Source organism: Burkholderia ubonensis subsp. mesacidophila (assembly GCF_002097715.1).
Classification (GTDB): Bacteria; Pseudomonadota; Gammaproteobacteria; order Burkholderiales; family Burkholderiaceae; genus Burkholderia; species Burkholderia mesacidophila.
This window is the reverse complement of sequence record NZ_CP020737.1, coordinates 854,569-874,297: the sequence shown is the minus strand read 5'-3', so window position 1 is coordinate 874,297 and position 19,729 is coordinate 854,569. Positions and strand designations below refer to the sequence as shown.

At 69.0% G+C, this 19,729-nt stretch carries 15 protein-coding genes; 7 read left to right on the top strand and 8 right to left on the bottom strand.

Annotated features, from left to right (window positions below; genetic code table 11):
• Positions 1 to 2,352, bottom strand: coding sequence for a xanthine dehydrogenase molybdopterin binding subunit (xdhB, locus tag B7P44_RS04190; protein ID WP_084906396.1), 2,352 nt, complete (start codon positions 2,350 to 2,352; stop codon positions 1 to 3).
• Between the two features lie 16 nt (positions 2,353 to 2,368).
• Positions 2,369 to 3,913 carry a xanthine dehydrogenase small subunit gene (xdhA, locus tag B7P44_RS04185; RefSeq protein ID WP_084901022.1) on the bottom strand — a complete coding sequence of 515 codons (1,545 nt, stop codon included), beginning with the start codon at positions 3,911 to 3,913 and terminating at the stop codon, positions 2,369 to 2,371.
• A 549-nt stretch (positions 3,914 to 4,462) separates the two neighbouring features.
• On the opposite strand from xdhA, the gene B7P44_RS04175 reads away from it, so the two are divergent.
• A complete protein-coding gene (locus B7P44_RS04175) occupies positions 4,463 to 5,677 on the top strand; it encodes an MFS transporter (protein ID WP_084901020.1) in 1,215 nt (404 codons plus the stop codon).
• Between the two features lie 130 nt (positions 5,678 to 5,807).
• Here the strand turns inward: B7P44_RS04175 and B7P44_RS04170 are convergent, their stop codons facing one another.
• A complete protein-coding gene (locus B7P44_RS04170) occupies positions 5,808 to 6,698 on the bottom strand; it encodes a DMT family transporter (RefSeq protein WP_084901017.1) in 891 nt (296 codons plus the stop codon).
• A gap of 138 nt (positions 6,699 to 6,836) precedes the next feature.
• Here B7P44_RS04170 and B7P44_RS04165 point away from each other — a divergent pair, with 138 nt between their 5' ends.
• On the top strand, positions 6,837 to 7,784 hold the full coding sequence (locus tag B7P44_RS04165) for a helix-turn-helix domain-containing protein (protein WP_407924001.1): 948 nt from the start codon (positions 6,837 to 6,839) through the stop codon (positions 7,782 to 7,784).
• A gap of 26 nt (positions 7,785 to 7,810) precedes the next feature.
• Here the strand turns inward: B7P44_RS04165 and B7P44_RS04160 are convergent, their stop codons facing one another.
• A complete protein-coding gene (locus B7P44_RS04160; protein ID WP_084901013.1) occupies positions 7,811 to 9,022 on the bottom strand; it encodes a pyridoxal-phosphate-dependent aminotransferase family protein in 1,212 nt (403 codons plus the stop codon).
• 774 nt (positions 9,023 to 9,796) lie between these two features.
• On the opposite strand from B7P44_RS04160, the gene B7P44_RS04155 reads away from it, so the two are divergent.
• The 5 genes from B7P44_RS04155 to B7P44_RS04135 all read left to right on the top strand — a co-directional run bounded on the left by B7P44_RS04155 (position 9,797) and on the right by B7P44_RS04135 (position 15,390).
• A complete protein-coding gene (locus B7P44_RS04155; protein WP_084901010.1) occupies positions 9,797 to 10,780 on the top strand; it encodes a LysR family transcriptional regulator in 984 nt (327 codons plus the stop codon).
• A 35-nt stretch (positions 10,781 to 10,815) separates the two neighbouring features.
• Positions 10,816 to 11,814, top strand: coding sequence for a 2-hydroxyacid dehydrogenase (locus B7P44_RS04150; RefSeq protein WP_084901007.1), 999 nt, complete (start codon positions 10,816 to 10,818; stop codon positions 11,812 to 11,814).
• A gap of 214 nt (positions 11,815 to 12,028) precedes the next feature.
• Complete coding sequence (bluB, locus tag B7P44_RS04145; RefSeq protein WP_084901005.1) at positions 12,029 to 12,730, top strand: 5,6-dimethylbenzimidazole synthase; 702 nt, start codon at positions 12,029 to 12,031, stop codon at positions 12,728 to 12,730.
• Between the two features lie 229 nt (positions 12,731 to 12,959).
• Positions 12,960 to 14,129, top strand: a complete 1,170-nt coding sequence (locus B7P44_RS04140) for an MFS transporter (protein ID WP_084901002.1) — start codon at positions 12,960 to 12,962, stop codon at positions 14,127 to 14,129.
• Between the two features lie 94 nt (positions 14,130 to 14,223).
• Positions 14,224 to 15,390, top strand: a complete 1,167-nt coding sequence (locus B7P44_RS04135; protein WP_084900999.1) for an MFS transporter — start codon at positions 14,224 to 14,226, stop codon at positions 15,388 to 15,390.
• Positions 15,391 to 15,455: 65 nt separating this feature from the next.
• On the opposite strand, the gene fahA is transcribed toward B7P44_RS04135, so the two are convergent.
• From fahA to B7P44_RS04115, 4 genes are read right to left on the bottom strand one after another with little or no spacing between them, the layout of a single operon-like run.
• On the bottom strand, positions 15,456 to 16,763 hold the full coding sequence (gene fahA / locus B7P44_RS04130) for a fumarylacetoacetase (RefSeq protein WP_084900995.1): 1,308 nt from the start codon (positions 16,761 to 16,763) through the stop codon (positions 15,456 to 15,458).
• Positions 16,760 to 18,094: a homogentisate 1,2-dioxygenase gene (gene hmgA / locus B7P44_RS04125; RefSeq protein WP_084900992.1), complete on the bottom strand. Its 1,335-nt coding sequence runs from the start codon at positions 18,092 to 18,094 to the stop codon at positions 16,760 to 16,762. Before hmgA ends, fahA begins: the two co-directional genes overlap by 4 nt.
• 23 nt (positions 18,095 to 18,117) lie before the next feature.
• The gene (locus tag B7P44_RS04120; RefSeq protein ID WP_084900989.1) at positions 18,118 to 19,473 is read right to left on the bottom strand and encodes an MFS transporter; all 1,356 of its coding nucleotides are present in this window, start codon (positions 19,471 to 19,473) and stop codon (positions 18,118 to 18,120) included.
• Positions 19,470 to 19,703, bottom strand: coding sequence for a DUF2783 domain-containing protein (locus B7P44_RS04115; RefSeq protein ID WP_084900986.1), 234 nt, complete (start codon positions 19,701 to 19,703; stop codon positions 19,470 to 19,472). The genes B7P44_RS04120 and B7P44_RS04115 overlap by 4 nt, the downstream gene beginning before the upstream one ends.
• Positions 19,704 to 19,729: the final 26 nt, after the last annotated feature.

Below are 19,729 nucleotides of genomic sequence, written 5' to 3'. Positions count from 1 at the left end.
TCAGCCTCGCGCCGCGCGCACGGCCTGCACCGCGCGCAGGATCGACTCGCCCGTCGCCGGCGCGTCGAGCGGCGGATTCACGCGATAGTCGCCGACCGCCGCGACCGCGTCGCGCACCGCGAAGAACACCGAGAACGGCAGCAGCAGCGGCGGTTCGCCGACCGCCTTCGAGCGGTGGATGCTGTCCTCGACGTTGCGGTTCTCGAACAGGCGCACGTTGAACTCGGGCGGCGTGTCGTTGACGGTCGGGATCTTGTACGTCGACGGCGCGTGCGTCATCAGCTTGCCGCCCGCGTTCCACCACAGCTCCTCGGTCGTCAGCCAGCCCATCCCCTGGATGAACGCGCCCTCGACCTGGCCGATGTCGAGCGCCGGGTTCAGCGACGCGCCGACGTCGTGCAGCGCGTCGACGCGCAGCGTGCGCATCTCGCCCGTCAGCGTGTCGATCACGACTTCCGACACGGCCGCGCCGTACGCGTAGTAGAAGAACGGCCGGCCCTGCAGCTTCGCCTGGTCCCAGTGCAGCTTCGGCGTCGTGTAGAACCCGTCGGACCACAGCTGCACGCGCGCCAGATACGCCTTCGCGATCACCTCGCCGAACGGCACGCCGGTCTCGCCGATCCATACGCGGTCGTTGCCGAACCTGACGGCCGCCGCGTCGACCGCGCCGCCGCCGTAGTGCTTCGCCGCGAACGTCGCGAGCCGCTCGCGCAGCTGCCGCGCGGCATCCTGCGCGGCCTTGCCGTTCAGGTCCGAGCCGGTGGAGGCGGCGGTCGCCGACGTGTTCGCGACCTTGCTCGTGTCGGTCGCCGTCACGCGGATCCGCTCGAAGCGGATGCCGAGCTCGTGCGCGACGACCTGCGCGACCTTCGTGTTGAGCCCCTGCCCCATCTCCGTGCCGCCGTGGTTCACGAGCACCGAGCCGTCGGTGTAGATGTGGACGAGCGCGCCCGCCTGGTTGAAGTGCGTGACGTTGAACGCGATGCCGAACTTCACCGGCGTGAGCGCGATGCCTTTCTTCAGCACCGCGTTGCGCGCGTTGAACTCGCGCACGCCGGCGCGCCGCGCGCGGTAGCCGCTCGTCGCCTCGAGCTCGGCGAGCAGCTCGGGCAGCACGTTGTCCTCGATCGTCTGCCCGTAAGGCGTCACGTTGCACTCGGTCTTGCCGTACAGGTTCGCGTAGCGGACGTCGAGCGGATCGCGGCCGAGCGCGCGCGCGACGTCGTCGAGGATGTATTCGATCGCGAACGCGCCCTGCGGGCCGCCGAAGCCGCGGAACGCAGTGTTCGACTGCGTGTTGGTCTTGCCGCAGTAGCCGGCGATCGACACGTCGGGCAGCCAGTACGCGTTGTCGAAGTGGCACACCGCGCGCGTCATCACCGGCCCGGACAGGTCGGCCGAGAAGCCGCAGCGCGACGTCATGTCGACCGCCACGCCGTCGAGGCGGCCGTGGTCGTCGTAGCCGACGTCGAAGCGGTAGTGGAAGTCGTGCCGCTTGCCGGTGATCAGCATGTCGTCGTCGCGGTCCGGACGCAGCTTCACCGGGCACAGCAGCTTCCACGCGGCGAGCGCCGCGCAGCACGCGAACAGGCCCGACTGCGATTCCTTGCCGCCGAACCCGCCGCCCATCCGGCGGCATTCGACGAGCACGTTGTGCGACGCGACGCCGAGCACGTGCGACACCAGATGCTGCATCTCGCTCGGGTGCTGCGTCGAGCAGTACACATGCATGCCGTCATCGTCCTTCGGCACCGCGTAGGCGATCTGCCCTTCGAGATAGAACTGCTCCTGACCGCCGAGATTCATCCCGCCCGCATGGCGATGCGGCGCGGCGGCGAGGTGCGCGGCCGCGTCGCCGCGCGCGAGCTTCATCGGCGGAATCACGTAGGACTCCGCGTGACGCGCGTCCTGCGCGGTGAGGATCGCGGGCAGCTCCTCGTAGTCGACCTTCGCGCGGCGCGCGGCGAGCCGCGCGGTTTCGTGCGACGTCGCGACGACGATGAACATCGGCTGGCCGACGAACTGCACGACGTCCTTCGCGAGCACCGGGTCGTCGTGGATGATCGGGCCGCAGTCGTTGACGCCGGGAATGTCGTCGGCGGTGAACACGGCGACGACGCCGGGCGTCGCGCGCACCGCGTCGAAGTTCATCGACACGAGCCTCGCGTGCGCTTTCGCGGAGAGGCCGAGCGCCGCGTGCAGCGTGCCGGCGACGATCGGGATGTCGTCGGTGTAGGTCGCGCGCCCGCTCACGTGCAGATGCGCGGATTCGTGCGGACGCGAGATGTGGACCTGCGCGGCGTCGGCCTGCGGATCGAGGGTAGTCAGGAATGCTTCGGCTTGCTGGTTCATCGTATGCCCTCCCTCGTCAGGCGCGCGCCGCTTCAGCGGCCACTTCACGCACGTTCAACGCCTGCGGCGACAGCGGGTCTTGCGCGCGCGTCTCCAGCCAGAAGCGGTACATCAAATTCTTCGCGGTCTCGAGACGATACGCGCTCGTCGCGCGCATGTCGGTGAGCGGCTGATAGTCGCGCTCGAGCGCCTGCATCGCGGCCTGCGCGGTCGCCTCGTGCCACGGCGCGCCGTCGAGCACGCCTTCCGCGTGCGTCGCGCGCTTCGGCGTCGCGGCCATCCCGCCGAACGCGATGCGCGGCTCGCGGATCGTGTCGCCGTCCGCGATGAACGCGAACGCCGCGCACACGGCCGAGATGTCCGAATCGAAGCGCTTCGCCAGCTTGTACGTGCGGAACCGCAGGTTCGCGCGCGCGCCGCTGCGGGTCGGCACCTTCACGCCGACGACGAATTCGTGCGGCGCCATGTCCTTCTGCTGGTAGCCCGTATAGAGCGCCTCGAGCGGCAGCTCGCGCACGACGTCGCCGCCGCGCAGCACGACGCGCGCGCCGAGCGCAATCAGACCCGGCATCGAGTCGCCGATCGGCGAGCCGTTCGCGACGTTGCCGCCGAGCGTGCCCGCGTTGCGGATCGGCAGCGACGCGAAGCGCTTCCACATCTCGGTCAGTTCCGGATAGGTGCCGGCGAGCGCCGCGTAGCCGTCCTCGACGGTGACGCCCGCGCCGATCTCGATCCAGTCTTCGCCGTGCACGATCCGCTGCAGTTCGGCGACCTGGCCGACGTAGATCAGGTCGTCGAGCCGGCGCATCTGCTTCGTGACCCACAGGCCGATGTCGGTGCTGCCCGCGAGAATCCGCGCGTCGGGGCGCTCGACCTTCAGCGCGGCGAGCGCGTCGAGCGTGCGCGGCGCGGCAAAGCGCGCGCCGTCGATCTCGTAGTCGAACGTGCCGTCGCGCTTCAGCGACGCGAGCGTGCGCGCGAGCGCGGCGCTATCGACCGGCGCGGACGGCGGGGCCGCACCTTCGCCGGTTGCATCGAACATTTGCACCGCGGCATCGACGATCGGCCGGTACCCGGTGCAGCGGCACAGGTTGCCGGTCAGCGCGTCGGCGATCTCGGTGCGCGTCGGAATGTCCTTCGCCTTCGCGCAGGCGTTGCCGCAGCCCTCGTGGCCGTGCTTCTCGTACAGCGCCCACATCGACATCACGAAGCCGGGCGTGCAGAAGCCGCATTGCGAGCCGTGACAATCGACCATCGCCTGCTGCACCGGATGCAGCGAGCCGTCCGGCTGGCGCAGGTCCTCGACCGTCAAGAGCGCACGGCCGTCGAGCGTCGGCAGGAACTGGATGCATGCGTTGACGGCCTTGAACGCGACCGTGCCCGCGTCGGTCAGCTCGCCGACGACGACCGTGCACGCGCCGCAGTCGCCTTCCGCGCAGCCTTCCTTCGTACCGGTGCAATGCGCGTCCTCGCGCAGGTATTGCAGCACCGTGCGGGTGACGTCCGCGCCGCCGACTTCGCGGATCGCGTGACGATGATAGAAACGGATCGGCTCACTCATGTCTCGTAACGTTCTTCAAGTTGGGCAAGGCGGCCCGCGCCGATGCGGTGGACCGTCGTCTTCTCTGACAGTTTGAACGCTAACACCGTCAAATTCCGCAACCCATAGCCCATCACGCATGCGGCCCATATAACTGAGGCGATATGCCGCGTGGGGACGGATGAAGGGCCTGTTCACGCTAATAACGGGCTTGCGAACGTGCCTTGCCGGCCGTAGTGCAAGGAGGAAGGAGCGCCGTTTGGCCGAGCCAAACAAGCGACGCCCGACGCCGCAATACGGCCGGCAAGGCACGTTCCCCTGATTTCAAGAAATTCGTTCGTGGGGCTGGCCGCCAGAAGGGCCGAGCGCCGCGTCATGCTCCTTGCGAATACGCTCGGTATTCGCTTCGTCGCATTCCTTCCGCTCGGCCCTTCTGGCGGCCAGCGCAAGCCCGTTATTAGCGTGAACAGGCCCTAAATGGTACCTGCGGGAAAACCGGTTCCATGGGAAAATCCCGATTTCGTTTTCGGCCGACTTCCGCGCCGTTTCGCTCATCAGTTCCGACCCCACATGTCTACCGATTCCGCCTCCACGCCGCGCAGCGGGTTCGCCGTCACGCTGCAAATCGTCTCCGTCGTCTGCTTCACGTTCATCTGCTACCTGACCATCGGCCTGCCGCTCGCGGTGCTGCCGGGCTTCGTCCACGACGACCTGGGCTTCTCGGCGATCGTCGCGGGCGCGGCGATCAGCGTCCAGTATTTCGCGACGCTCGCGTCGCGGCCGCTCGCCGGGCGCTTCGCCGACACGCTCGGCCCGAAGCAGACGGTGCTGCGCGGGCTGATCGGCTGCGGCGTGTCCGGCGTGCTGCTGCTCGTCGCGCTGCTGCTCGCGCACTGGCCCGCCGCGAGCCTCGTGCTGCTGGTCGCGAGCCGGCTCGTGCTGGGCGTCGGCGAGAGCCTGTGCGGCACCGGCGCGATCCTGTGGGGGATCGGCCGCGTCGGCATCGCGCACAACGCGAAGGTGATCTCGTGGAACGGCATCGCGACCTACGGCGCGCTCGCGCTCGGCGCGCCGGTCGGCGTCGCGATCGCGCATGCGCTGAACCCGGCGCTGATCGGCGTGATCGTGATCGCGCTTGCGGCGCTCGGCTACTACCTCGCGCGCCTGATCGACGCGGTGCCGCTCGTGCACGGCGAACGGATGTCGTATGCGAGCGTGTTCACCCGCGTGCTGCCGCACGGCCTCGGCCTCGCGCTCGGCTCGGCCGGCTTCGGCTCGATCGCGACGTTCGTCACGCTGTACTACGCGGCGCGCCACTGGCCGAACGCCGCGCTGTCGCTGACCGTGTTCGGCACGCTGTTCATCGGCGCGCGCCTGCTGTTCGCGAACACGATCAAGACCTACGGCGGCTTCCGCGTCGCGATCGTGTCGTTCGCGTTCGAAGCAGCAGGGCTGCTGCTGCTGTGGCTCGCGCCGGTGCCGCACGTCGCGCTGGTCGGCGCGGCGCTGACCGGCTTCGGCTTCGCGCTGATCTTCCCCGCGCTCGGCGTCGAGGCGGTCGCGCTCGTGCCGCCTGCGAGCCGCGGCGCGGCGCTGTCCGCGTATTCGGTGTTCCTCGACCTGTCGCTCGGCATCACCGGGCCGCTCGCGGGCTACATCGCCGGCGCGTTCGGCTATCCGCAGGTATTTCTGTTCGCCGCGGTGGCATCGGCGGCCGGCGTCGCGCTGTCGGCGCTGCTGTACCAGCGACAGGCGCGCGTCGCGGGGAGCGGCGCGGCGGCCTGACCGCGCCGGCAGCGCGCAGACGGCGCGCATGAATGACAAAACCCCGCGCTCTCCGGAACGCGGGGTTTTTTATGTCGGATGCAAGCGCAAAGCGGGCGACCGAGCCGGCCCGCGCGCCGCACAGCGGCCGTTACGCCATGCGCGGGAACAGCCGCCGTGCCAGGTCGAACGCGACCAGGTTGCCGGCCAGCACCAGCAGCAGGCCCACCACCGCCAGCGGCGACCACTGGTAGCCCTCGAACACCGTCGACACGGCCAGCGCGACGATCGGGAACAGCACCGTGCAATAGGCGGCGCGCTCCGGCCCGATGCGGCCGACGAGGGTCAGGTACGCGGTGAAGCCGATCACCGAGCCGGGTACGGCCAGGTAGACGAGCGCGCCGAGATAGCGCGGGCTCGGGTCGAGCGCGAACGGCAGCCCGGCAGCGGCGCTGCCGACGGTCAGGATCGACGCGCCGATCAGCATCGCCCAGCCGTTGGTCGCGAACGGATGGAGCCCCATCGACTGCATCCGGCTCGACAGCAGGTTGCCCGCCGAGAAGCACAGCGTGCCGGCGAATGCGATCACGAGCCCGATCCAGGTCGCGTGGTCGTCCAGGTGGCCCGCCATCTGCTGCCAGAACAGGCACGCGATGCCGGTCAGGCCGAGCAGCGCGCCGGCCACCGCGGACGGCCGCAGCGCTCGGCCCATGAACAGCCGGCCGTTGATCGAATTCAGGAGCGGCGCGGTCGAGAAGATCACCGCGACGAGCCCGCTCGGCACGACCCGCTCCGCGTAGTAGAAGCACAGGAAGTTCAGGCAGAACAGCGCGAAGCCCTGCGCGGCGAGGTAGCGCCACGCGTCGCGCGGCGGCAGGATCGGCCGGCGCATCGCGCGCAGCAGCATGAACATGACCGCCGCCGCAATCCAGAAGCGCCACGCGATCGACACGGGCGGCGGCACGCTGCCGAGCTGCCACTTGATTGCGATCCAGGTCGTGCCCCAGATCAGGACGGTAAGGAGGTAGAGCGACAGGTTCATGGCGGAAACCGGGACAAAGACGGAGCAAAAACGGGATCTCCGACTATGCCGCCGCGCGGCGCGCGCCGATTGTCCGGAATTGCGGTCTTTTCCGGCATGCGGATCTAGCCGGCGCAGGCGCGCTTATACTCCGTCATCATGCGCGCTCCGCCCTTCGCCCCGCCCCCCGTGCCGTCACCGGCCGCCGCTGCTGCCGCTGCCGGCGGCGAGATGCCGTTCGGCCTGCAGTCGGTGTGCCGCACGCTCGCGGAGGCGAACGCGACGCTCGAGCGCTTCGCGTGGCTCGGCGACCATCTCGCGATCGCCGAATGGACGCGGATCACCGAAGAGGCCGAAACGATCTACGACCAGCCCGGGCATCACACGCTGTCGTGCTATCTCGACGGCGGCTACCGGACCGAGCGGCAGAAGGTGCCGCGCTACGGCGCGCCGAGCCTGCTGTGCGCGCTGCCGGGCGACCATGAATCGCGCTGGTGGGTGCGCGGCGAGATGCACTTCGTCCACCTGTATTTCCTGCCCGAGCACTTCGCGCAGCGGGCGATCCGCGAACTCGACCGCGAGCCGCGCGAGCTGAAGCTCGCCGACCGCACCTACTTCGAGGATGCGCGCGTCGCGGCACTGTGCCGTTCGCTCGCGCTGGAGCGCTGGGACGACGTCGACGGCCGGCTGCGCGCGAACGAAACCGCACACGACGTGCTGAGCCTGCTGCTGCGCGGGCAAAGCGCGATGCGCACCGACGTGCCGTTCAAGGGCGGCCTCGCGCCCGCCGTGCGCCGCCGCGTGCGCGATTACATCGACAGCGGCCTGACGCAGCCGCTGACGCTCGGCGAGCTGGCCGAGGTCGCCGCGCTGTCCGAATACCACTTCTCGCGGATGTTCCGGCTGTCGTTCGGCCGCGCGCCGCATGCGTGGATCGCCGAGCAGCGGCTCGCGCGGGCGCGCCTGCTGCTGCGCACGACATCGCTGCCGCTCGCGCAGGTCGCCGCGGCATGCGGCTACGCGAACGCCGGGCACTTCAGCCACCGCTTCCGCGACGCGCACGGCACGACGCCGAATACGTACCGGCGGGCGATGCGGGGCGGCTGAGGCCGCCCCGGCGCCGCCCCTGTGCGTTACTCGCCGCGCCGCGACAATTCCTGCTCGAGCGCCGCGACGCCGGCCGGCAGATCGACCGGCACCTTCAGATCGACCATCGTGCGGCCGAACGCGTGCAGCGTGCGGAACAGGTTGTGCTCGCGGCACTGCTCGCCCATCTGGCCGATCCGCACGATCGGCAGGCCGAACGAGCCGGAGATCTCGACCTGGTACTGCTTCGAGATGTGCCCGCAGATCATGCCCGGCGTGAGGCCTTCCGGCGTCTCGATCCCGACCACCGAATTGAGCCGGCACGACTTCGGCGCATAGAGCTTGAGCCCCATCGACTCGATGCCCGCCTGCAGCGCGAGCGAGCAGCGCTGGTGACGCGCGAAGCGGCTTTCGAGCGTCTCCGCGCAGACGAGCCGCAGCGCCTCGTGCAGCGCGAGCACGCCCGACACCGGCGCGGTGTAGTGGTAGCCGGCGTTGTGCCAGAAATTCTCCGCAAGCGCCATGTCGAGGCACCAGTGCGCGTTCGGCTCGGGCCGGCTCTTCATCCGGTCCCACGCGGCGTCGGAAAACGCGATCAGCGACACGCCGGGGATCGACGACAGGCCCTTCTGCCCGCCGGTGATCACCGCGTCGATGCCCCACGCGTCCATCTCGAGCGGCATCGTCGACAGCGTGCAGACCGCGTCGACGACGACGAGCGCGCCCGCCGCCTTCGCGAGCGCCGCGATGTCGCGCAGCTCGCGGTTCCACACGGTGTTGGACGTTTCGCCGTGGACGATCGTGACGATCTCCGGGCGCTCGCGCGCGATCGCGTCGGCGATCTCGTCAAGGCTCGCGACGGCCCGGTCGGGCACCTCGAGCACCGCGACGTCGGCGCCGACGCGCGTGGCCATCTCGGCCATCCGCGCGCTGAAGAAACCGTTCCGGATCGACAGCACGCGCGTGCCGCGCCACGCGAGGTTGGACATCGCCATTTCCATCGCGGCCGAGCCCGGGCCGGCGACGCCGAGCACCCACTTCGTGCGGGTCTGGAACACGTAGCGCGCCATCTCCTTCACTTGCTCGATGATCTTCGCCATCGTCGCGCCGAGGTGGTTGATCACGATCGTGTTCGCCTTCGCGACGGCGGCCGGGATCGGAACCGGGCCGGCCCCCATCATCAGCAGCGGTTCTTCGGGGAGGATCGCGTCGAGCGGCACGACGACGGGACAAGGAATCGGCGAGTAATCGATGGACATGACTGGAGCAGGATGAAGGACGAAAAGGCGCGAGGCGTCGCCGCACACCGCGGCGAATCCATCGATCATTCCGCGTTCCGCTGCAATGCGCAAGAGGCGCGTGCGCCAAATAAGCAAAATACGCGCCGCCGACGCCGGATAAGGAAGTCATCCGCACGGCGGGCGCGCAATTCGCCCGCCCCGATTCGCCCAATGACTCGCCCAACGATTCGCGCTCGCCCGAATCCGGCGTGAATCGGTTCCATCCGCCAGTGCCGCGCGCGCGATATTTTTCGCGCGCGCCGATGCGTTTGCCAAACACGCGCCGCCCATGCATGTTCCGCGCCATTCGAAAAAATGCGCTGCATCAAAAATTGCAGCCATCCTTTTTCGGGGCATTTAGACGATCCAGCCCAAAAAACCACTATTTCCGCGCACTTTTGCCTGACATTCTTGCAATGTCGTATTCCGCCCGCGCATGCGAAAAGCAACGCATTGATTATTAAAGAACTTTCAATCAAAGCCGGTTCCCGGGATCAAGAAAAGACCTGCGCATCATGAGCCGAACTTTGTCGCGCCGGCCGCTTTCCAGATACGCCCGATACCGATTTTCTGCAACCCGCCCCTTCTCACAGGTTGACGGATATTGCCGCTGTAATGAACAATCAGTGGCGCAATCGAAAACCGTTCTTTTCGACGCGAAGTCGAAATAGGGGTTGCTCAACGATTTTCAGACTTGCGCAACGCAAAAACACAACCATAATCAATCAACCGGGCCGATAAAATACACAAGCTATGAACCAGATTCAGACCATGCGTGTATTCGTCTGCGTCGCCGAACAGCAAAGCTTCAGGCGCGCAGCACACCAACTGGGCGTATCGAATGCGCTTGTCACACGTTCGATCGCGATGCTCGAAGGTCATCTGAATACGCGGCTGATCCACCGCACCACGCGCAACCTGTCGCTCACCGAGGCCGGCGTACGCTACCTCGACGGGTGCCGGGCACTGCTCGAGGAATTCGATCACCTCGAAGCGTCGGTCGTGCATGCGGTGCGCGAGCCGGTCGGCACGCTGCGCATCGTCGCGTCCGGCATGCTGTCGCCGCTCGCGCTCACGCCGCTCGTCAACGGTTTCCAGCGCCGCTACCCGCAGGTGCGCGTGCAGCTCACCGTCGCCGAAGGCCCGCTCGACGTGCTCGACGCGGGCTACGACGTCGGCATCGTCACCGGCAACCGGTTCGACGGCAATCCGGCACTGATCGGCCACGCACTGTCGCCGAACACGCTCATCGCGTGCGCGGCGCCGGCGTATCTGCAACGGCGCGGCGAACCGCTCGTGCCCGACGACCTGCCGCGCCACGACTGGGCCGCGCTCGCGCTGCACCAGCACGCGCCCGCGTGGCGGTTCGTCGGCCCGGACGATGCGGTCCATCCGGTGACCGTGCGCCCCATCTACACGGTCAACCAGCTGTCGCTCGTGCAGGCGGCGGCCGTCGCGGGCTCGGGCATCGCCGTGCTGCCGGAAAACGTCGTCGCCGACGCGCTCGACAACGGCACGCTCGTGCGGCTCTTGCCCGGCTACCGGATCGACGATCCGGACGCGCAGCTGTCGCTCGTCTACCCGAACCGCCAGTTCGTGCCCGCCCGCACCCGCAGCTTCGTCGAGCACGCGCTCGACCATTTCAGCACGCAGGCGGCGCGCACGCACGCAAGCTATGTGTTCCTGCGCGACCCGCGCGCTCAGGAGCGCCCCGACATCGTCACGGGCCTCCAGTAAAGTAAACTGCGCACCTCAGCCTTCGGAGGTGCAGCGTGCGCGTGATCCTGTTCAGCAGCCGGCAGTACGATGACGATTCGTTTACTGCCGCCAACCGGCAGTTCGGCTACCGGCTGCATTTCCAGTCGTCGCATCTCGACGCCGAGACAGCGATCCTCGCGCACGGCTACGAAGCGGTCTGTCCGTTCGTCAACGACACCGTCGACGCGGCGGTGCTCGAACGGCTCGCGGACGGCGGCACGCGGCTCATCGCGCTACGCTCGGCGGGCTTCAACCATGTCGACCTCGCCGCCGCCGAACGCCTCGGCATCACGGTGGTGCGGGTTCCCGCCTATTCGCCGCATGCGGTCGCCGAACACGCGGTCGCGCTGATCCTCGCGCTCAACCGCCGCCTGCCGCGCGCCGTCGCGCGCACGCGCGAAGGCGACTTCTCGCTGAACGGCCTGCTCGGCTTCGACTTGCACGGCAAGACCGTCGGCGTGATCGGCACCGGCATCATCGGCAGCGTGTTCGCGAAGATCATGATGGGCTTCGGAATGCACGTGCTCGCGCATTCGGTGCCGCCCTACAACGACGAGCTGATCGCGTTCGGCGCCCGCTACGTCGGGCTCGACGAGCTGCTGCGTCACGCCGACATCGTCAGCCTGCACTGCCCGCTGCTGCCGTCGACGCATCACCTGATCAACGCGCGCACGCTCGCGCAGATGAAGCACGGCGCGATGCTGATCAACACCGGCCGCGGCGGACTCGTCGACGCGCAGGCGCTGGTCGACGCGCTCAAGAGCGGCCAGCTCGGGCACCTCGGGCTCGACGTGTACGAAGAGGAAGGCGGGCTGTTCTTCGAGGATCACTCGGACCTGCCGCTGCAGGACGACGTGCTCGCGCGGCTGCTGACGTTCCCGAACGTGATCGTCACGTCGCACCAGGCGTTCTTCACGCGCGAGGCGCTCGCGGAGATCGCGCATACGACGCTGGTCAACATCGAGGCGTGGTACGCGGGGACCCCACGGAACGTGGTGACGTCGAATCGCTGACGGCAGGCGGCCGGATGCGCGAGCCGCTTCGTCGGACAGCGGCCTCGAACCCGGCCGCGTCGTTCAGCCATGGCGTTTCACTGTGCCGATTTCGCCGTTCGCCGCGCATTGTTTCTAAATCGGCACCTATTCATCATTTTGATTCTTTTCTCGTAACGCCGGCCGCACGCAGTCTGCTATCGTTGCGCCGACCTCATCCCTGCCCCCGCCGCCCATGCGTTTCGACGAAACCGCCATCGCCGCTGTCTACCGCGCCATTTTCGAGCGGCGCGACATGCGCCATTTCACGTCGGCGCCCGTCGATCCGGCCGTGCTCGCCCGGCTGCTGCGCGCGGCCCACCACGCGCCGAGCGTCGGTTTCATGCAGCCATGGCGCTTCATCCGCATCACCGATCCTGAGTTGCGCACGCGCATCCATGCGCTCGTCGAAGCCGAGCGCCGCGCGACCGCCGACGCGCTCGGCGAGCGTCAGGACGAATTCATGCGGCTCAAGGTCGAAGGCGTGCGCGAATGCGGGGAACTGCTGGTCGTCGCGCTCGCCGACGGCCGCGAACGTCACGTGTTCGGCCGCCGCACGCTGCCGGAGATGGACCTCGCGTCCGCCGCGTGCGCGATCCAGAACATGTGGCTCGCGGCCCGCGCGGAAGGGCTCGGGATGGGCTGGGTGTCGCTGTTCGACGTCGACGCGCTGCGCGCGCTGCTCGGGATGCCCGACGGCGCGAAACCGATCGCGGTGCTATGTCTCGGGCACGTCGATGCGTTCTATGCGAAGCCGATGCTCGAGGAAGAGCGCTGGGCCGCGCGGATGCCGATCGAAGCGTGCCTGTACGAGAACGGCTGGAACGGAGCGGCAGGTGAAACCGGCGAATCAGGAGAGGCCGGCAAAGCCGCCACGCCGGCGCGAAAGGCCGTCTGAGCGCCGGCCCACAGCGTTGACGCTGCTGTTGCAACCCCGTTATCCACATCCCCGCCGCCCCCGCGCCATCCCACCATGTGGACACGCGCACGGTACGCCGTCGCAAGCCGGCAACAGCCGTTCGGCCCCCAAACATAGGGGTTTTCACTGAAGTAAAATCGCGGCTGACGTCCTCCCTCCGCCTGCCCCGCGCCTCCCGCGCGCGGCGGCTTTTCCCGGGCCCACCGCGATGCCTTTACCTCTCTTCGCCCTCGCCGTTGCCGCTTTTGGAATCGGTACCACCGAATTCGTGATCATGGGGCTCCTGCCCAACGTCGCGCGCGATCTCGGCGTGTCGATCCCGGCCGCCGGGATGCTGGTGTCGGGCTATGCGCTCGGCGTGACGATCGGCGCGCCGATCCTCGCGGTCGTCACCGCGAAGATGCCGCGCAAGCGCGCGCTGATGGGGCTGATCGGCCTGTTCATCGCCGGCAACCTGTTCTGCGCGATCGCGCCCGGCTACGCGGTGCTGATGGCCGCGCGCGTCGTCACCGCGTTCTGCCACGGCGCGTTCTTCGGCATCGGCTCGGTGGTCGCGAGCAACCTCGTCGCGCCGAACCGGCGTGCGCAGGCGATCGCGCTGATGTTCACCGGCCTCACGCTCGCGAACGTGCTCGGCGTGCCGCTCGGCACCGCGCTCGGCCAGGCGTTCGGCTGGCGCGCGACGTTCTGGGCGGTGACCGGCATCGGCCTCGCCGCGGCCGCCGCGCTCGCGGTCTGCCTGCCGAAGAACCTGGCCATGCCCGACACCAGCATCACCCGCGAATTCAGCGTGCTGAAGCACCCGCAGGTGCTGATGGTGCTCGGCATCAGCGTGCTCGCGTCCGCGAGCCTGTTCAGCGTGTTCACCTACATCACGCCGATCCTCGAGGACGTCACCGGCTTCTCGCCGCGCCAGGTCACCTACGTGCTGCTGCTGTTCGGCCTCGGCCTGACGGTCGGCGGCACGCTCGGCGGCAAGCTCGCCGACTGGCGCCGCATGCCGTCGCTGATCGCGTCGCTCGCGCTGATCGGCGTCGTGCTCGCGCTGTTCGCCGGCACGATGCACCTGCCGTTCGCCGCGCTCGCGACGATCTTCGTGTGGGGGATGCTCGCGTTCGCGATCGTGCCGCCGCTGCAGATCCTGATCGTCGATCGCGCGAGCGACGCGCCGAATCTCGCGTCGACGCTCAACCAGGGCGCGTTCAATCTCGGCAACGCGACGGGCGCGTGGCTCGGCGGGATGGCGATCGGCGCCGGCATTCCGCTCGTCAACCTGCCGTGGGTCGGCGTCGCGATGGCGGTCGCGGCGCTCGCGCTCACGCTGTGGTCGGCGTCGCTCGAACGCCGCCCGGTCGCCGCGCCGACCGAATACGTGTAACGCAAAGGTGGTTTCGCCGCGCGGGAACCGAACACCCCGCGCGCATGACGGCCTTCATGGACCGTTGCGAACCGCCGGTGTAGCATCTCGGCCGATGAAAGCCATTCTTAATCGAGATTTCCTGGCGCTCATTCTGAGCGTCGCGGTCGTCGGCCTGGGCACCGGCGCCACCCTACCCCTCACCGCACTCGCGCTGACCGAAGCCGGACACGGCACCAACGTCGTCGGCATGCTGACGGCCGCGCAGGCCGGCGGCGGCCTCGCGATCGTGCCGTTCGTCACCGCGCTCGCGCGCCGCTTCGGCGCACGCCGCGCGATCGTCGCATCAGTGCTGCTGCTCGCCGCGGCGACCGCCTTGATGCAGTTCACGTCGAACCTCGTCGTCTGGGGCGTGCTGCGCGTGCTGTGCGGCGCGGCGCTGATGCTGCTGTTCACGATCGGCGAGGCCTGGGTCAACCAGCTCGCCAACGATTCGACGCGCGGCCGCGTCGTCGCGATCTACGCGACCAACTTCACGCTGTTCCAGATGGCGGGCCCGGTGCTCGTCAGCCAGATCTCGGGCTTCACCGGCATCCGCTTCGCGCTGTGCGGCGCGCTGTTCCTGCTCGCGCTGCCGTCGCTCGCGTCGATCCGCCGCGCGCCGCTCGCCGGCGACGACGCGCATCACGCGGACCACGCTCACTGGCGCAGCGTGCTGCCGCGCATGCCCGCGCTCATCATCGGCACCGGCTTCTTCGCGCTGTTCGACACGCTCGCGCTGTCGCTGCTGCCGCTCTATGCGATGGATCGCGGCGTCGCGAGCGGGACCGCGGTGCTGCTCGCGTCGATCATGCTGTTCGGCGATACCGCGATGCAGTTCCCGATCGGCTGGCTCGCGGACAAGCTCGGCCGCGAACGCGTGCATCTCGGCGCCGGCTGGATCGTGCTCGCCGGCCTGCCGCTGCTGCCGTTCGTCATCACGAATCCGTGGCTGTGCTGGCCGCTGCTGTTCGTGCTCGGCGCGGCGGCGGGCAGCATCTATACGCTGTCGCTCGTCGCCTGCGGCGAGCGCTTCCGGGGCGCCGCGCTCGTCACCGCGAGCTCGCTCGTGTCCGCGTCATGGAGCGCGGCGAGCTTCGGCGGCCCGCTCGTGGCCGGCGCGCTGATGGAGCAGCTCGGCGGCCACGCACTGGTCGGCGTGCTGGTCGCGAGCGTGCTCGCGTTCGTCGTCGCGGCGCTGTGGGAGCGGCGCGCGCTGGCGCGCGTCGCGCCGTCCGCGTAGCGCGCGGCAGTCCATCCGATCACGCGGCGCGCGAACCACCGGTCCGGCGCGCCGCCGTGTGCGCTTCAGCGCGCGAGCGCCGGCAGGATCTTCCCGACGCACGTGCCGAAGCCGACGCGATAGCCGTCGCCCTGGCACCAGCCCGCGAGCGCGAGCTCGTCGCCGTCCTCGATGAACGTGCGGCTGCCGCCGCCCGTCAGCGCGACCGGCTCCTTGCCGTTCCACGTCAGTTCGAGCAGGCTGCCGAACGAATCCTTCGTCGGCCCGCTGATCGTGCCGGAACCCATCAGGTCGCCGACGCGCGTATTGCAGCCCGCGACCGTGTGATGCGCGAGCTGCTGCGCCATCGTCCAGTACATGTACCTGAAGTTGGTGCGGCAGATCGTCGTGGCTTCGGCCGCGCCCTCGGCGCGCAACGTCACCGCGAGCTCGACATCGAATGCATGATCGCCGCGATGCCGCAGGTACTCGAGCGGCTCGGGCGCCTGCGCCGGCTGCACGGTGCGGAACGGCTCGAGCGCGTCGAGCGTGACGATCCACGGCGAGATCGTCGTCGCGAAGCCCTTCGAATTGAACGGTCCGAGCGGCACGTATTCCCACTGCTGGATGTCGCGCGCGCTCCAGTCGTTCAGCAGCACCATCCCGAAGATGTGCGCTTCGGCGTCCTCGCACGCGATCGGCTCGCCGAGCGGATTGCCCTTGCCGACGATGAAGCCGGTCTCCAGCTCGATGTCGAGCTTGCGGCATGCGCCGAACACCGGACGCTCCTGGTCGGGCAGCTTCAGTTGCCCGTTCGGGCGCCGCACCGGCGTGCCGCTGACGATCACCGACGACGCGCGGCCGTTGTAGCCGATCGGCATCTCCGACCAGTTCGGCAGCAGCGCATTCTTCGGATCGCGGAACATCGAGCCGACGTTGGTTGCATGCTCCTTCGACGAGTAGAAATCGGTGTAGCCCGGGATGTCGACCGGCAGATGCAGCGTCGCGTCGCGCTGCGGCACGAGCGCCTGCGCGCGCAGCGATGCGTCGTCGCGCAGCCGCGCGGCGCCGCGCGCGAACAGGTCGCTCAACTGCACGCGCACGCTGCGCCATGCGTCGCGGCCGAGCGCGATGAATGCGTTCAGCGTCGGCTGCGCGAACACGTCGCCGGCGCCGGCCGGCAGCGTCACGAGGCCCGCGCGCGCGAGCGCCGCGAGATCGACGACCTGGTCGCCGAGCGCGACGCCCGCGCGCCGCGCCGTTTGCTTCGCATCGCTGAAGATGCCGAACGGCAGGTTCTGGATCGGGAAGTCGCACGCGGGATCGTTCGCCGCGTCGATCCAGCTCTTGCGCGCCGGGTCGAGCGTCGCGCGCAGTTCAGGGGACATGCTCATCGTTGCTCCGGATTGAAGTGTTTCTGGATGCCTTGCCAGCATTCGAAGTAGTTCGCCTGCAGCTGCGCGGTGTCGAGCGCGAAGCGCGTCGGCCGGATCAGCGTGCGGGTCTCGAACATGAACGCCATCGTGTCGTCGACCTTGTGCGGCTTCGACGTGTCGCTCGCGGACGCCTTCTCGAACGTCTCCGCGTCCGGGCCGTGGCCCGACATGCAGTTGTGCAGGCTCGCGCCGCCCGGCACGAAGCCTTCTGCCTTCGCGTCGTAAGCGCCGTGCACGAGGCCCATGAACTCGCTCGCGACGTTGCGGTGGAACCAGGGCGGGCGGAACGTGTCCTCGGCCGCGAGCCAGCGCGGCGGGAAGATCACGAAGTCGATCGTGTCGACGCCCGGCGTGTCGCTCGGCGATTGCAGCACGAGGAAGATCGACGGATCGGGATGGTCGTAGCTGATCGAGCCGATCGTGTTGAACAGGCGCAGGTCGTATTTGTACGGCGCGTAGTTGCCGTGCCACGCGACGACGTCGAGCGGCGAATGGCCGATGTCCGCGCGCCAGAGGCGCCCGTTCAGCTTCGTGATCAGCTCGAACGCGCCTTCGCGATCCTCGTACGCAGCCTGCGGCGTGACGAAGTCGCGCGGGTTCGCGAGACCGTTCGAGCCGATCGGCCCGAGGTCCGGCAGGCGCAGCTGCGCGCCGAAGTTCTCGCAGATGTAGCCGCGCGCGTCGCCGTCCGGCAGCGCGACCGTGAAGCGCACGCCGCGCGGGATCACCGCGATCTCGAACGGCTCGACGTCGAGCCGGCCGAACTCGGTCGCGATGAACAGGCGCCCCTGCTGCGGGACGATCAGCAACTCGCCGTCGGTGTTGTAGAAGAAGCGGTCCTGCATCGAGCGGTTCGCCGCGTACAGGTGGATCGCGCAGCCGTTCATCGCGGCGGCCGAGCCGTTGCCGGCCATCGTCACCCAGCCTTCGATGAAATCGACCGGCTCGGCCGGCATCGGCAGCGGGTCCCAGCGCAGCTGGTTCGGCGGCGTCGGCGGCACGTCGGGCGAATCGCCGAATTCCGCGACGAGCCGCTGCGGGCCCGCGAACGGCTCGAACGGCCGGTGCACGGCCGCCGGCCGGATCCGGTACAGCCACGAGCGGCGGTTGTGGCTGCGCGGCGCGGTGAACGCGGTGCCGGACAGCTGCTCCGCGTACAGCCCGTACGGTGCGCGCTGCGGCGAATTGCGGCCGTGCGGCAACGCGCCCGGCAGCGCTTCGGTCGCGAATTCGTTCGCGAATCCGCTCAGGTAGCCGGCGGTCGCCGGTTTCGACAGGTCAAGCGTCATCGTTCGATTTCTCCATCATTCGTTCAGGCGGCGCGCGGTGCTTGCGCACCGCGCCGCCGCGTCACATTGGCAAGGCCGAGCACAAACAGCGCCGAGCACAGCACCGGCACCGCCGCGGCATGAAACAGCGCGCCGTTCGACCAGTTGAGCGCAATCAGGTGTCCGCCGACGAGCGGCCCGAGCACCGAGCCGATCCGGCCGATGCCGAGGCTCCAGCCGATGCCCGTCGAGCGCAGCGACGTCGGGTAGTACTGGCCCGCGAGCGCATTCACGGCCGGCTGGCCGCCGACCACGCAGAAGCCGCCCGCGAACACGACGAGCAGCAGCCACGGCAGCGCATGCGCGACCGAGCCGATCAGCCCGACCGACACCGCCGCGCACGCGAAGCACGCGAACAGCACGCGCACGAAGCCGTAGCGCTCGATGAACCAGCCGAGCGACAGCGTGCCGACCACGCCGCCCGTCTGCAGCACGGTGCCGACGATCACCGCGGTGCCGGGCGTGTAGCCGGCGTCGCGCATCACGGTCGGCAGCCAGTTCGACAGGAAATACAGGTCGATCAGGTTCATGAAGCTGATCGACCACAACAGCAGCGTGACCGGCAGCCGGCCGTCGCGGAACAGCTCGGCGACGGGCGCGCCGCTCGCCGCCTGCTCGCGCACGACGAGACGCGTGCCGGCGTCGATGCCGGCCGCGGGCGCGAAGCGCGCGAGCCAGTCGCGCGCCTGCGCATCGCGGCCCTTCAGCACGAGGAATTGCAGCGACTCCGGCAGCCGCGCGGCCATCGCGACCGCGAGCGCGAGCGGCACCGCGCCGCCGACGAAGAACACCGCGCGCCAGCCGAGCGCCGGGATCAGCGCGGTGCTGATGAAGCCGCCGAGCGCCGCGCCGAGCGTGAAGCCGCACGACACGATCATCATCCGCTTCACGCGATGCGCGGCCGGGCTGAACTCGCCGACGAGCGCCATCGCGTTCGGCATGATGCAGCCGAGGCCGAGGCCCGTGACGAAACGCAGCGCCATCAGCACCGGAATCGAACCCGCGAACGGCGTCGCGAGCATCGTCAGCGCGAAGAACAGCGTCGCGCCGATCAGCACCGGCCGCCGCCCGATCCGGTCGGCCAGCACCGACAGGCCGAGCGCGCCGAGCAGCATCCCGAACAGGCTCGCGCTGAACACCGGCCCGAGCGCCTGCTTCGGCACGCCCCACTCGGCGATCACGCTCGGCGCGACGTAGCCCATCGCCTGCGCGTCGAAGCCGTCGATCACGAGGCACAGCCCGCACAGCGCGAGCAGCATCCAGTGAAACGCCGGACGGTGGGTGTCGTCGATCAGGCACTCGACTTCGAGCGTGCGTGCCGCGCCCGGCGCGGCGCTCATTGCGCGGCCTCCGCGGCCGGATGCGCGGGCGGCGTCACGCCCTGGCGCGCGAGCGCCATCGCTTCGCGCAGCAGGCCGAGATCGCCGATCTGGTTCGCGAGCAGCAGGATCAGCTTCGCATTGACGAGCTGGCTGTCGCTGTCGCTCAGGTCGCGATGCATGTCGATCAGCGCTTCGTAGAACGCGTCCGGATCGGCCAGGCGCAGACGGGTGTCGAGATGGTGATGCATGACGGGTGTCTCCGAGGTCTTGTTGT

Excerpts from the sequence above, each read along its gene's own strand:
- xdhB (WP_084906396.1), bottom strand. The coding sequence starts at position 2,352 with ATGAACCAGCAAGCCGAAGCATTCCTGACTACCCTCGATCCGCAGGCC.
- xdhA (WP_084901022.1), bottom strand. The coding sequence starts at position 3,913 with ATGAGTGAGCCGATCCGTTTCTATCATCGTCACGCGATCCGCGAAGTC.
- B7P44_RS04175 (WP_084901020.1), top strand. The coding sequence starts at position 4,463 with ATGTCTACCGATTCCGCCTCCACGCCGCGCAGCGGGTTCGCCGTCACG.
- B7P44_RS04170 (WP_084901017.1), bottom strand. The coding sequence starts at position 6,698 with ATGAACCTGTCGCTCTACCTCCTTACCGTCCTGATCTGGGGCACGACC.
- B7P44_RS04165 (WP_407924001.1), top strand. The coding sequence starts at position 6,837 with ATGCGCGCTCCGCCCTTCGCCCCGCCCCCCGTGCCGTCACCGGCCGCC.
- B7P44_RS04160 (WP_084901013.1), bottom strand. The coding sequence starts at position 9,022 with ATGTCCATCGATTACTCGCCGATTCCTTGTCCCGTCGTCGTGCCGCTC.
- B7P44_RS04155 (WP_084901010.1), top strand. The coding sequence starts at position 9,797 with ATGAACCAGATTCAGACCATGCGTGTATTCGTCTGCGTCGCCGAACAG.
- bluB (WP_084901005.1), top strand. The coding sequence starts at position 12,029 with ATGCGTTTCGACGAAACCGCCATCGCCGCTGTCTACCGCGCCATTTTC.
- B7P44_RS04140 (WP_084901002.1), top strand. The coding sequence starts at position 12,960 with ATGCCTTTACCTCTCTTCGCCCTCGCCGTTGCCGCTTTTGGAATCGGT.
- B7P44_RS04135 (WP_084900999.1), top strand. The coding sequence starts at position 14,224 with ATGAAAGCCATTCTTAATCGAGATTTCCTGGCGCTCATTCTGAGCGTC.
- fahA (WP_084900995.1), bottom strand. The coding sequence starts at position 16,763 with ATGAGCATGTCCCCTGAACTGCGCGCGACGCTCGACCCGGCGCGCAAG.
- hmgA (WP_084900992.1), bottom strand. The coding sequence starts at position 18,094 with ATGACGCTTGACCTGTCGAAACCGGCGACCGCCGGCTACCTGAGCGGA.
- B7P44_RS04120 (WP_084900989.1), bottom strand. The coding sequence starts at position 19,473 with ATGAGCGCCGCGCCGGGCGCGGCACGCACGCTCGAAGTCGAGTGCCTG.
- B7P44_RS04115 (WP_084900986.1), bottom strand. The coding sequence starts at position 19,703 with ATGCATCACCATCTCGACACCCGTCTGCGCCTGGCCGATCCGGACGCG.